The 13,611-nt window shown below is 32.8% G+C and carries 11 protein-coding genes and 1 riboswitch; of the genes, 5 read left to right on the top strand and 6 right to left on the bottom strand.

Annotated features, from left to right (window positions below; genetic code table 11):
• Positions 1-18: 18 nt before the first annotated feature.
• The 3 genes from LQ673_RS13070 to LQ673_RS13060 all read right to left on the bottom strand — a co-directional run bounded on the left by LQ673_RS13070 (position 19) and on the right by LQ673_RS13060 (position 4,467).
• Positions 19-486: a PTS sugar transporter subunit IIA gene (locus LQ673_RS13070; RefSeq protein WP_037590476.1), complete on the bottom strand. Its 468-nt coding sequence runs from the start codon at positions 484-486 to the stop codon at positions 19-21.
• 19 nt (positions 487-505) lie between these two features.
• Entirely contained in the window at positions 506-2,491 is a 1,986-nt protein-coding gene (locus tag LQ673_RS13065) for a BglG family transcription antiterminator (RefSeq protein WP_239705848.1), read from the bottom strand.
• Between the two features lie 347 nt (positions 2,492-2,838).
• Complete coding sequence (locus LQ673_RS13060) at positions 2,839-4,467, bottom strand: APC family permease (RefSeq protein WP_025906965.1); 1,629 nt, start codon at positions 4,465-4,467, stop codon at positions 2,839-2,841.
• A gap of 287 nt (positions 4,468-4,754) precedes the next feature.
• Between LQ673_RS13060 and LQ673_RS13055 the strand changes: the two genes are divergently transcribed.
• Positions 4,755-5,462, top strand: coding sequence for a MerR family transcriptional regulator (locus LQ673_RS13055; RefSeq protein WP_191836424.1), 708 nt, complete (start codon positions 4,755-4,757; stop codon positions 5,460-5,462).
• 70 nt (positions 5,463-5,532) lie between these two features.
• Here the strand turns inward: LQ673_RS13055 and isaB are convergent, their stop codons facing one another.
• Entirely contained in the window at positions 5,533-6,039 is a 507-nt protein-coding gene (isaB, locus tag LQ673_RS13050) for an immunodominant staphylococcal antigen IsaB family protein (protein WP_191836425.1), read from the bottom strand.
• 615 nt (positions 6,040-6,654) lie between these two features.
• A riboswitch (SAM riboswitch) is annotated at positions 6,655-6,760 on the top strand.
• Between the two features lie 81 nt (positions 6,761-6,841).
• On the opposite strand from isaB, the gene LQ673_RS13045 reads away from it, so the two are divergent.
• From LQ673_RS13045 to LQ673_RS13035, 3 genes are all read left to right on the top strand, one after another.
• A complete protein-coding gene (locus LQ673_RS13045) occupies positions 6,842-7,657 on the top strand; it encodes a MetQ/NlpA family ABC transporter substrate-binding protein (protein WP_037590472.1) in 816 nt (271 codons plus the stop codon).
• A gap of 200 nt (positions 7,658-7,857) precedes the next feature.
• Positions 7,858-9,126: a pyruvate MFS transporter gene (locus tag LQ673_RS13040; protein ID WP_126476535.1), complete on the top strand. Its 1,269-nt coding sequence runs from the start codon at positions 7,858-7,860 to the stop codon at positions 9,124-9,126.
• A 130-nt stretch (positions 9,127-9,256) separates the two neighbouring features.
• Positions 9,257-10,576, top strand: coding sequence for an Nramp family divalent metal transporter (locus tag LQ673_RS13035; RefSeq protein WP_191836426.1), 1,320 nt, complete (start codon positions 9,257-9,259; stop codon positions 10,574-10,576).
• 25 nt (positions 10,577-10,601) lie between these two features.
• On the opposite strand, the gene LQ673_RS13030 is transcribed toward LQ673_RS13035, so the two are convergent.
• Positions 10,602-11,192, bottom strand: coding sequence for a TetR/AcrR family transcriptional regulator (locus LQ673_RS13030; protein WP_191836427.1), 591 nt, complete (start codon positions 11,190-11,192; stop codon positions 10,602-10,604).
• A 126-nt stretch (positions 11,193-11,318) separates the two neighbouring features.
• Between LQ673_RS13030 and LQ673_RS13025 the strand changes: the two genes are divergently transcribed.
• A complete protein-coding gene (locus tag LQ673_RS13025) occupies positions 11,319-12,812 on the top strand; it encodes a CoA transferase (RefSeq protein ID WP_232193908.1) in 1,494 nt (497 codons plus the stop codon).
• A gap of 415 nt (positions 12,813-13,227) precedes the next feature.
• On the opposite strand, the gene LQ673_RS13020 is transcribed toward LQ673_RS13025, so the two are convergent.
• Positions 13,228-13,515, bottom strand: coding sequence for a putative quinol monooxygenase (locus LQ673_RS13020; RefSeq protein WP_037590620.1), 288 nt, complete (start codon positions 13,513-13,515; stop codon positions 13,228-13,230).
• Between the last annotated feature and the right edge of the window lie 96 nt (positions 13,516-13,611).

The following is a 13,611-nucleotide window of genomic DNA, read 5'->3' as shown; positions in this document are numbered from 1 at the left end:
CTCTTCCTGTTAATTTTTTTATACTTCGCTTAATTCTTTATCTATTGCATCTACAATTGTTTGTTTATCTTGTGCATTGGCAATCAATTCAAGTAATTGATCGTTTTGGAAGATTCCCATCAGTTTTTGTAATAATGATAGTTGAGCATCTTCTTTATCCATTGCTAACATGAATATTAATTTCACATCTGTTGTTTCTTCAATTTCTCCCATAATGACAAATGGAACGGTTTCTTTTAGTACTGCAATACCTATTGATCTCGTCTGAACGTGTTGTATGTCGGTATGTGGGATTGCCACTGAGCAATATACAGTTGGTAAACCAGTTGCAAATGACTTTTCTCTTTCTATCACTGCGTCTTTGTAAGTGTCTTTAACATAATTATTTTGATACATAACATCTGACAACTTACTCAACGCTTCAACATTCGTCTTAGCTTCTAAATCTAGAATGACGTTAGAAGCATCGATCTTTAAATCTTGCATATTATGCAACCCCTTTGACTTAATCTATTTTTGAAAAGTGTTGAATGATTTTATATACATCAATTTTTGAATCTGTTTGAACAATTTGTTGTATAGCTTCATCGTCTTGAGACATATCTCTCAGTTGTAGTAGTGGTCTTAAATGTTTGAACTTATCTGTAGCAGCGATTGCTACGAAGATATGAACTTTTAATCCAGTACTCAACTCGAGTGGCTCTTTCAAAATCAACATACTCATTGCAGTTCTATGAACGACTTGATCACCATCAGCATGAGGGATTGCGATATTTTGGTTAATAACCATATACGTATCATCAAATGCTGCATGCATCTTATCTATATAAAGCGGGTCGACATATTTCATTCTTACTAACGGATTAGCCGTTAATTGAATGGCTTCTTCAATATCAGCTACGCGCTCTACAAAATTGATATGATTGGTTGGTAATAAATCTTGTAAGTTCAAAGTACTATTAATAGATAATGTTGATGCTTTAACTGATGAATATGCATACGTATCTTCAAATTGTGCTTTTACGATTTTGAAAAGCTCTGATTCATTATGAATTGTTGCATATTCTCTAATAGCCGAAATCATTTTTTCGACTTGTATTTCTGTTTCCATCGTATTATTTAATTGACCGAATACATGTTGCCGTAGTTCATGTTTTTCTTGAGCAGTTAATATCGTTTTCGTGATATACAATTTTTTAGGTGTCATGATATGCATCGGTGAAAAGACGATATCAAAGTCTAATTCATACTGATTGAAATCACGTAATGACAATGCATCAAGGAATATAAATTCAGGAAATACACTTCGCAACTCTTGTAACATGAGCTGAGAAATGGATGTACCTTGTGTACAAACAACGACTGCTTTTACTTTTTGTTCAATTTCTTCATCTTGCCTTCTTAAACTGCCACCAATCAGTATGGTTAAATAAGCAATTTCATTTTCAGGTAATGATTGCCCGAAGAACTTTTCTAAAGGTTTTGAAGATAATTTAACGAGATGAAAGAGTTCTTTATAATCTTCTTTTAAGGAATTTTCTAAACCTTCTACATCAGATAATTGATATCGAATTCTGTAAAAAGCAGGTTCCATATGAAGCATTAATTGGTTAATCAAAGAATCTCTATCTTTAAATTTAATAAAAGTAATTTTTTCAAATTGAACAATCATGTCTATAAGTGCTTTTTTGAGTTCTGGGATATGTTGAACATCACTGACATCTGACCACTGAACACTCGTTGACAACAACTGTAAAGTAATGAATAACTTTTCTTGTCTCGGAATATTTGGATAGTTCGATGTCAAAATTTCTGTTGCTTGATATTCTTTCGTATCCGATAAATCGTCATATCCTATAGAAAATGATGAAACAATTTTGTCATGCTTAATTCTTCGTAAAATTAAATAAAGTTTATAAGGTAATGTTTGTGTACTTTGATCAATGAATTTCCTGTCTAAATATTGTTCGATTTTAGTGATTTGTTTATTGATTAATTCAATTTTTTCATCAATAATATTTAAACTTTTGACGATATCAGACTGAACAATATGCATTGTAAAGACTTTATCGATGAGCCTCATAAGAAGCCTTCGAATTTCAAATTCACTACCAGCTAAGTAATAACCATTTGTACGACTATATTTCAAATTAACTTCGTATGGTTGTAGAAGTTCTTTCAATTTCTTAATATCATTTAGAATCGTATTTTTGCTGACTTCTAAATCAATTGAGAAGTGATTTAATGAAAGACCTTCTTCTTCACTAAACAACATCAATAAAATGAGGTGTGCACGTTGGTATGCGGTATATACCTGCTCATTCTCTTGATAGGTGGATTCAATTGGAACATTAAGAAAATCTTTAATGGTGTCATCAACGATAAAATAACCTTGGCTAGTTCGTTCGATTTCCGGATAATCATGTTCTTTAAACCAGTCATTTAACTTTTGAATCCTGTACCCAAGTTGTCTTCGTGAAATGTTAAACATTGATTCTAAGTCTTTGCCTTTTACTTTTGGATTTTTTATCATTTCTGAAATGATATTAAAGTTTTCTTTTTGTATTTTGAATACCTCCTTTGTTGTTAGTCATAATTTAACACAGGTCATCAAAGAGTTGTACAAGCTTTAATCACAAATGTTATTAACTTTTGTGTACACCTTTGTGATTATACTGATATGACAACGTTTGTAAGACACAACGAATAATTCAAAATGTATGAATATTATTAAAATTGAATACATAGTAGATTTAACTTAAGTAAGAAAAGGGGTAAAAAGGGGATAAGAACATAAAAAAAGCAATCGCTCGATTAGCGATTGCTTTTAACTAATAATTATTCTTGAGATTCATCTGGTAGGTTTTCTTTCATTTTTTTATTAATTTTCTTCGCGCGTTTGAAATAAATACCTTCAAAGTAACTTGTTGTACCTAATTTATAGAATACAAGTGCAACAACTGCAATGACGATGAAATCATATGGGTAGTGGATCCAATTAAGTCCGTTAAATTCTTTACTTCCGATAAATGATAAGAAAGCAAGAATGATAAGGTATGCGATGATCCAAATACTACCACCAATTTGTTTTTTAGTATTTGTCCAATTTGTCTTATATTCATAGAAGAAGTAAATTGGTAAACCTAAAATGATAATAAATATAACTTGTGCTGTTGTTGGCCACATAGCCCAATATATTGCGAGTGATGCAACAACGAATGAAAATGGTGCCATAAAGCCAAGCATTTTCGCACGGAATGGTCTATGCATATTCGGTGCCATTTTTCTTAATGAAATAACAGTTGTTGGACCAGTTAAATATGCAACAAGTGTTGCTGTAGAGATAACACTTGCTAATACTGCCCAATCTCTAAATAATGAAACCATAATCATACTGACGATAGCGTTAAATACAATTGCGACACGTGGAATGTTGTATTTTTCGTTCATAGAACCTAAGAATTTAGGAATATGACCGTTTTTCTCCATTGCACGTAATACACGACCAGTAATCGCTACAAATGAAACACCTGTACCAAATGGTGATACAACGGCTTCTAAATATAATAGAATAGCTAACCAGTTTAATCCTAATATGATGGCTAAGTTAGCAAATGGTGAGTCGAAATTAATACCGCTCCAACCACCACTTTCAGAAAGCATGTCTGCTGGCATAGATGTAATAAATGTACTTTGTAAAATAATATATAATGCAGCACTTAAAGAAAGTGAAATTAATATACCTTTATAAATATTCTTTTCAGGATTTTGAATTTCAGATCCCATGTTAATAATTGTTTGGAATGCGTTAAATGAGAATATAATACCAGACGCTGTTGTAGCAGCGAATATTGGTGCACTACCATACGGCATAAATTCTCCTATTGATGAACCATAGTTTCCTGTATCAAATCCAGAAATAATTAACATAATAATCGTTACAAGTGGCACACCTAATTTGAAGAATGATATTAAACTTGTAAATGATGTTAATAGTTTAACTGACCAATAATTTAATAATGAGAAAATAATAATGATAATAAATACTGCAAATAATCCAATATTACTAATTGAACCATCATGCATAAGTTGGCTAGTAGGTTTAGCCCAATCCCATGGCCAAGAGCTGATGTATTGAACAGCTGATACAGCCTCGATAGGGATAATCGTTACTAATGATACCCAGTTTGCCCATGATGCTATGAAACCAAGCAGTGAACCATGTGTATACTGCGCGTAGTTACTCATACCACCAGATTGTGGGAACATTGTTCCAATTTCAATATAGTTATAAGCTATCGATCCTATAACAATAAAGCCTATTACCCAAGATATAATTGCGGCAGGACCTGCAATTGATGATGCTTCCCATGCCCCAAATAACCATCCAGAACCGATTAAAGAACCAAGTCCTAATAGTACGAGTTGGGTCAAGTTAATTTTTTTGTTTTCGTTATGATTACTCATCCAATCTCCCATTCTAATTTTTAATCAATTTTTGTTTGTTTTTATTGTTAAAATTAAAGCACGGGACAATATTATACGCTTATAAAATTAATAGTCAAATTCCGTTGTAAATATCAAGCGTTTTCAAATCGCTGTACGCACCAGTTTTATAGGAATGACAGGTTTTTAGAGTTCCGGCAGTCTGACCGGCTATAAAGTAAATTAATTTGTATTTTTAAGTTGATTGTGACGCTACGTCATAAAATAGGATATAAGTATAAAAACCAATAATACAAGGAGTGGTTAATATGATGACTACAGGAGAAGTAGCTAAGAAATGTCATGTAACAGTTCGTACAGTACAGTATTACGATAAGAAAGGCATTGTTAGTCCAAGTGAGACATCTGAGAATAATAGAAGATTATATACAGAAGCGGATTTGAATCAATTAAAGATTGTATTGATTTTGAAAGGTATGAATTTTTCTTTGAAAGAAATTAAAGAATTGTTGAAATCAAATGAGTCTATCAACACACTCAATGTACTGTTAAGTGAAAAAATCATTGAACTAGAGGAAAATATTAAAAATGAAAGTGACCAATTGAAACAAATTCAATTTATTAAAAAGAATATAAGTGAAGAAAGTGAATATCCAGTATCTAATATCTTAAATTTACAAAATAAATCTAAAAAGCATCAACTAATGAAAAAATTCCGAAGCAAATTTATGTTTGTATCTATGATTGTCGGCATTGGTCAATATACAAGCATTGCCATGGCAATAACAAAGAAAAAATGGAAACCAGTTATCATCGTTTATCCATTCGTACTATTGTATGCAGCATTTGCCGTTAAAAAATACTATGCTATTGTAAGTTACTTATGTCCAAATTGCCAAAATGAATTTAAACCGATCTTCTCAGAATGGTTCAAATCTAATCATACTTATCAAACAAGAAAGCTATTATGTCCTCATTGTAATGTAGAAAGTTTTTGTATCGAGACACATGAATAATGAAAAAGAGCGAGATAGAACGCTGTGGAATCAGAATTCTATCTCGCTTATTTTAATATGAACATATCAATTATTGAGGAATAACACCAATTTCCATATGAACTAAATAACCATCTTTATCAAAAGAGGCGAGGTAATGTTGATTTAAAGTACCATATTTTAAATATTGGTCTCCTTCATCAACTAACATCGTTGCTTCATGTGCTTTTTTAAATTCAGCTTTTGTAACAACGCCAGATTTAACATCAAACATGATTGTACCAACTTTACCATTGTCGTCTTTTAATATTGTCGTGTCATAGACTTTAGATGAATGACCACCAGTACCAGTTTTAGCATCATATTCCGTTTGGTAACCATTAATCGTTACATTATCTGCATAAAGTGCTTCTACAAAATTATAATCTAATACAAAGGACGGGTTATTATATGTGTAGCCATCATAGTTATACCAAGGTGTTGTTTCTGACTTTGAATTTGCTGCAATAGCTTGATCAGAATTTTCGACAGCTGACACACCAAGTAATAAACTCGTCGATAACGCAGTCGTACCAATTAACTGATAAACTTTCTTCATTGTCTTCACTCCCTTTAATAGATATAACAATCCGTTGGCTAAGTGACAAAAAAAGTTTGTAATATTACACTACCCGATATAAAAGAAGATAATCAAATCGTGAAGTAGGAGGATTTGTTATTTAGAATGAGGCAAGATGTGAGTTAAAGGCGGAATAAAGCCAAGAGATGAGCCAAGTCATGGCTTAAGTGCTGAATAAAGCCAAGAGATGAGGCAAGTCGTGGCTTAAGTGCTGAATAAAGCCAAGAGATGAGCCAAGTCATGGCTTAAGTGCTGAATAAAGCCAAGAGATGAGGCAAGTCGTGGCTTAAGTGTCGAATAAAGCCAAGAGATAGTCCAAGTTATGGCTTAAATACCGAATAAAGCCAAGAGATGGCCTAAGTCGTGGCTTAAGTGCTGAATAAAGCCAAGAGATGAGCCAAGTCATGGCTTAAATACCGAGTATAGCCTAAGATATGGCTTCACACTTATATAATCCCCCCAACTTTCCCCCAACTCACATATCTTATTGCTCTCATCACCACCATCCAATCCAACACCCCCATTCATCAGTGTAAAATTTCAAATTGACTAATCTTGAGTACAATGATAGGATTAATAAAAAATAATAAAAGACTCTTATCAAGAGTGGCTGAGGGATGTGCCCTATGAAGCCCAGCAACCTTCTATTTGGAAAGGTGCTAATTCACATAAAGTTTGTCTAAACTTTTGAAGATGAGAGGAGGTTTATCTAACTTTCTCTAATTTTTTAGAGGAAGTTTTTTTATTTTTAATTTTATATCGGAAAGAGGCGTGTATACATATGAGTAAATTCGTAAAGTTTGTTAGTTTTATCGGTATTATTTTATTATTAGCTGCGTGTGGAAAGTCAAGTGGAAGTGAAAATACAAAGATTACGGTTGCTGCTTCTCCGGCTCCGCATGGTGATGTCGTTGAACATGCTAAAGAAAAAATGAAAGAAAAAGGTTATGACTTAGAAGTTAAAACAGTGAATGATTATAAAGTGCCTAACAAATTATTAGATAAAGGTGATGTTGATGCAAATCTATTTCAACATGTGCCTTACTTAAAAGCTGAAAAAGCAACACATGGATATAAAATTGAAGAGGTTGGAAAAGTTTTCACAACGCCAATGGGTGTTTATAGTAAAAAACATAAAGATTTGAAACACTTACCAGATGGCGCAACAATCTATGTGTCTAACAACCCAGCTGAAGAAGGAAGATTTTTATCATTCTTTGTTAATGAAGGATTGATCAAAATAGATCCAAAAGTGAAAATTGAAGATGCCAAATTTGATGATATTATAGAAAATAAAAAGAATTTGAACTTTAATAACAAACAAGGTGCAGAATTTTTACCTAAAACATATAACAGTGGTGAAGGCGATTTAGTCATTATGAATTCAAACTATGCAATTGATAACGGACTGAATCCAGTGAAAGATTCGATTGCAATTGAAGATAAGTCATCACCATTTGCGAATATATTAGCTGTAAAAGAAGGACATAAAAATGATAAGAAATTCCAAGAACTTCTGAAAGTTCTACAGTCTAAAGAAATGAAGAAATATATTAAAGATGAATATGGCGATAATGTTATCCCATATGAAAAGTAATCATGCAATGAACCCAGGCATATGTCTGGGTTTTAATTTTATATACTTGTGTATTTATTCACAATGAAATAATATTATAAATCTTTAAAATTTATGTTGTAAGCGTTTCCTGTTTGTGCTATATTCAACTTATTAATAAATAGAGTCATCATATGACCACATGAATTTGAAGGGAAATTAATTAAGAAAGTTGGATATTTATGAAAGAAAAAAGAACTAATATAAGATGGTTTTTTGCAATTGCATTCTTTATTATAGGGATTATCGCATATATGGATCGTTCAAACATCTCTATTATCGCCGGACCTATGATGGAAGATTTAAATATGAACAAAGCTCAATTCGGGCTATTAGCATCATTCTTCTCACTTGGTTATGCTTTAATGCAAGTACCTTCAGGGATATTAGCTGAAAAGTTTGGTCCTAAGAAAATGTTAACAATCGCATTATTATGGTGGAGTGCTTTCACAATTCTTACAGGTATTGTGAAAAATCATGGCTTACTATACTTAGTACGTTTCTTATTTGGTGTAGGTGAAGCACCTATGTACCCATCAAATGCTGTATTTAATAGTTACTGGTTTAATAAGAATGAAAAAGGACGTGCATCTTCTGCATTATTAGCAGGTTCATACTTCGGTCCAGTAATCGCACCAATTGTAACAATCGCAATTATGAATGCGTTTGGTTGGCAAGCAGTATTTTATATTTTCGGTTTAGTTGGAATATTAATTGCAATCTTATGGGTAATTATCGCTAAAGATTTACCAGAACAACATAAAATGGTAAATGAAGCAGAAAAAAGATTTATTATGGAAACACGTGACGTTGTAGATACAGGTAAAACAACTGCACCTTGGAATGTATTCTTCAAACGTTTCAGTTTCTATGCAATTGCAGCACAATATTTTGTTGTACAATTTGTCATTACATTATTCTTAATTTGGTTACCAACATATATTCACGAAGAATATCATGTAGAATTTAAACAAATGGGCTTTATCGCGGGTGCTCCTTGGTTAGCAATGTTTATATTGATTATGCTAGGTGGTACAATTTCAGATAAAATTTTATCTACAGGTAAATCTAAATTTGTTGCACGTGGTGTAATCGCAATTTCTGGATTTGTTGTATTCTGTATATCACTATACTTTGCGTTAGCTACAGATAACTTATATATGAATATTTTCTGGTTATCTTTATGTCTTGGTGGTGTAGGTTTATCAATGGGTATGAGCTGGGCAACTGCTACAGACTTAGGACGTAACTTCTCTGGTACAGTTTCAGGTTGGATGAACTTATGGGGCAATATTGGTGCATTATTAAGTCCAATCTTAGCTGGTTTACTAGCAGATAAAATTGGTTGGACAATGACACTACAATTAATGATGGTTCCAGTAGCATTCGCAATCATCATGTGGTTCTTTATTAAACCTGACAATCCTTTAGTAAAAGAAGAAAATGTATAATATTTTAAGGGTCTAAGGCACGTTATGTGCTTTGGATTCTTTTTTTATAACAATAAGTTTAGGTTACCCTAATTAAAATGTTTACAAATTAAATAGATAGGTATATCCTCTTGATATAGAGGTGTTAGACATGGGCAAAAGTTTAGAAGAAATTAATAGTACGGTCTCTTTTGATGCTGAAGCAAATGCATTTAGAAAGTTCCTAATGTATTTAGGTCCTGGTTTGCTTGTAGCAGTCGGATATATGGATCCGGGTAACTGGATTACATCAATGTCTGGTGGGGCTCAGTATGGTTATATATTATTATTTGTGATTTTAATATCTAGTTTATCTGCTATGCTTTTACAAAGCATGTGTGCAAGATTAGGTATAGCAAGTGGGATGGATTTAGCACAAGTTACGGAGCATATGACCAATAAATCTTTAGGTGTATTTGCTTGGATTTTAGCTGAATTAGCTATTATGGCAACTGATATTGCTGAAGTAATAGGTAGTGCGATTGCTTTAAATTTACTATTTAACATTCCATTGACTTTAGGGGTAACGATCACAGTATTAGATGTTTTACTTTTACTTTTAATTATTAAACTCGGATTTAGAAAAATAGAAGCAATTGTAGGTGTACTTATATTTACAGTTCTGATTATCTTTATGTTTGAAGTGTATCTTTCTTCACCGGATGCTGGTTCCTTAATGGCAGGATTTTTACCAAGTTCTGAAATTGTTACGAATAAAGGCGCTTTATATATTGCGTTAGGTATTATTGGTGCAACGATTATGCCACATAACTTATATTTACATTCATCAATCGTTCAGTCTAGAAATTATGAAAGAACAGATAAAGGTAAAAAAAGTGCGATTAAATATGCAACAATCGATTCTAATATTCAATTAACAATTGCGTTTATTATTAACTGTTTATTATTAGTATTAGGTGCAGCATTATTCTTTGGTAGTCATGAAGCTTTAGGAAGATTCTTTGATTTATATGATGCTTTAAGCCACTCTCACGTAGGCGGTGCAATAGGTGGTGCTGTCATGAGTACACTATTTGCAATAGCATTATTAGCTTCAGGACAAAATTCTACAATAACAGGTACATTATCAGGACAAATTGTTATGGAAGGTTTCTTGAAAATTAAACTTAAACCATGGGTACGTAGAATCATTACAAGAGTTATCGCAGTTATACCAGTATTTCTATGTTTATGGTTATACGGATCAAGCGATACAAAAATAGAAGATTTATTAATTTTCACACAAGTATTTTTAAGTTTAGCTTTACCATTTAGTATTATTCCATTAATCATGGCAACAAGTAATCCAAACATCATGGGTAAACAATTCGTCAATAAAAGATGGGTTAATATTATATCTTGGATACTCGCAGTAGTTCTAAGTGTGCTTAATATATATTTAATTGTAGAAACAATATCAGAATTTATGTAGTTCATATAAAGCCAAGGCAATGATTTTATTGCCTTGGCTTTTTCTCTGCGTCTATTAATAATTTGATGGGTCCTGTCGAATTAAGTGTGATTAATCTTTGTGCCATTTCATCAGGTGGTGTGTCTAATGCTCTAATGACCCAACCTTGTATCATGCCTGCATAAGCCGATGCAACGTATTCAGCGACAATATCTTTATCTAAAATCATGTCATTTTGAAAGCCAGTATCTTCAAAAAAGATAATGTATCTTTGATGGATATGATTTTTAAGCAAGATGTAGAAATTAGGATAGTGTTTGAACATCGTTTGATAGAAATACGCATTATGGGATATATGGCTAAAGATATTATTAGCGATATAGAATTGTGATTCACTAATGCTATGATGTTTTAAATAAAATTTATAAGGCTCTCCGAATAGTAGTTGAAAGTAACTGGATATCGTATGAGACATTAATACTTCAATTGATGGATAATGTCTATAAAATGTTGAACGATTGATTTCAGCTTCTTCACATAACTGTTTAACTGTTATGGATTGAATGCTCGTTGTATTTAAACATGTTAATAATGCATTCTGAATTTTGTTTCTGGATTGTTTTTGTTTCTTGTCCAAACTGTTCACCTTCTTATGAATGCAACATAATTTGAAAATGTGTTGCTTTTCTCATTTTACACACATTGTTTTTTAAAGTCGAACATTTTTATAATAATAATATGAAAAATATTGGAGGAGAACAAATTGAAACAAGATGCCGAAATGTTGAAAGAAACGTTGTTAAATAATAAACAGAATAGAGTAACTGACGATCACTTTGATTTAAATGCAGCTTTAGAAGAAATTCTTAATTCAGTTGGTTATACGACTGCAGATAGTGGTGGTAATGTTACATTCTATGGTAAAGATCCGGTGTTACCAAGTACATTGCGAATTGCCGGATTAGCAGGGTTAGGTTTGGCAGCTAAATCAGTTGCTTTAGCGCATTTATGGCAAGTTCGAGGTGGTAAAGGACAAGACATTCATGTCGATATTAGAAAAGCATTAAAAAGATTATCACCTTTTTACGAAAGAAAATGGGAAACATTAAATGGATTTCCAGCAAAAGGTCAAGAAGATCCACATACACCATTTAGATTTAATTTTTATGAAACGAAAGATAATAGATGGGTAATGCCATTAAACCCTTATCCAAATGCTAAAGAACATGTATTAGATTTATTAGATTGTCGTGGAACGAAAGAAGCGGTTACTAAAGCGATTAAACAGTGGAATGGTAAAGAATTAGAAGAAGCGGGTTCTAAAAAAGGTATCGTGATGCCGCTCGTACGCTCTGTTGAAGAGTTTGTTGAAGAAGAACAGTTTAAATATATCGCAGAATCAGAACTCATTGAAATTAAGAAAATAGGAGAATCTGAACCGATACCATTCACTGAGAACCCAGAACAACCATTAAGTGGCATAAGAGCATTAGGAATGGGACATGTTATAGCAGGAGCTGGACTCGGTAGAGGTTTAGCATTACACGGAGCAGACGTACTCAATGTATGGCGACCAACTGAGTTAGAAGTAGAAACTATGTATTTAACTTCTAATGTCGGAATGCGTTCAACTTATTTAGATATTACAAATCAACAGTCACATAGAGATAAATTTGATGAATTGTTAAGTGATGCAGATATATTCTTCATTAATAAAAGACATGGATTTATGGAAAACTACAATGTGACAGCTCAAGCATTAGCAGAGAAGAAACCAGGTATCATACATGCTTCTGTTAATTTACATGGACATGCTGGACCATGGTCAGATAGAAATGGATTTGATCAGACGGCAGGAAGTGTCACAGGTGTCATGAGTTTAGAAGGAACAGATGAACAACCCGCATTGCCACCAATTGTTGTTGTAAATGATTATGTTATTTCATGGTTGTTAGAACTCGGTACAATTAAAGCATTAGAAAGACGAGCAGTAGAAGGGGGTAGTTATAGTGTATCTGTATCATTAAGTAAAGTGTCTGCGTATTTAATGTCTTTAGGTATATTTGATAAAGCATATGCACAAGAAGTAGCAAATAGTAATGAAGAGCATCGTGCCGTAGCACCAGAACAATTTGAAGCAGAAACACCACTTGGAACATATGTAGGTGTAACAGACCAAGTAGAAATGAGTGAAACACCAGGACATTACGATACAGTCTTGATGGTCAGAGGATCAGATAAACCAGCTTGGAAGTAGAAAGTATTTGAATTTAGTTTGATATAGGCGTCGTTAGGGACATAATTCCGAGAAATGTCCGTAAGAGGTGTCGTTAGGGACAGAATTCCAAGAAATGTCCGTAAGAGGTGCTGTTAAGGACAGAATTCTGAGAAATGTCCGTAAGTGAGCGCCCATCTAATTACCAGAATTCAGAAAAATGGAAGTTACAGCGCTCTAACTACCACAATTCGGAATAATGGAAGTTACAGCATTCTAATTACCAGAATTCAGAAAAATGGAAGTTACAGCGTTCTAACTACCAGAATTCAGAAAAATGGAAGTTAGCCCATCGTAATCACACAAAAAATAAGCATATCACTTTATTTTCTGAGTTTTTCAGGTAAGTGATATGCTTATTCGTTTATTTATAGGATTCTTCAGCTATGAGTAAGTTCTATTCTTTGCTTGCACTTACTTTAATATCTGAAGGTCCGGCTAATAATGGCTTTACACTTTTAATAAATTGTTGGAAGTGTTCGCTATTATTATGTGCTTCTATAGCTTCTTGGTTTTCCCAAATTTCATACATTAAATAAGTGTTGTCTGACTCAGTTGATTTGAAGTGTTCGTAACCGATGTTTCCTGTTTCTTGTCTTGATGATGCTACTAAATCTTTAATCAATGCTTCATATTGTTCAACTGCTTGTGCTTGAACTTCAAACTTCGCATTTATGATTAACATAAGATAACCTCTTTCTCTCTATCAATTTGATTTCTATATTTGAATCATGACAGAAAGCGATAGAATTGTAAATTTTGAAATCTTGGAATTGAAAAA

The organism is Mammaliicoccus sp. O-M54 (assembly GCF_022386035.1).
Lineage (GTDB): Bacteria > Bacillota > Bacilli > Staphylococcales > Staphylococcaceae > Mammaliicoccus > Mammaliicoccus sciuri_A.
This window is presented reverse-complemented; position numbering and strand designations above follow the sequence as displayed.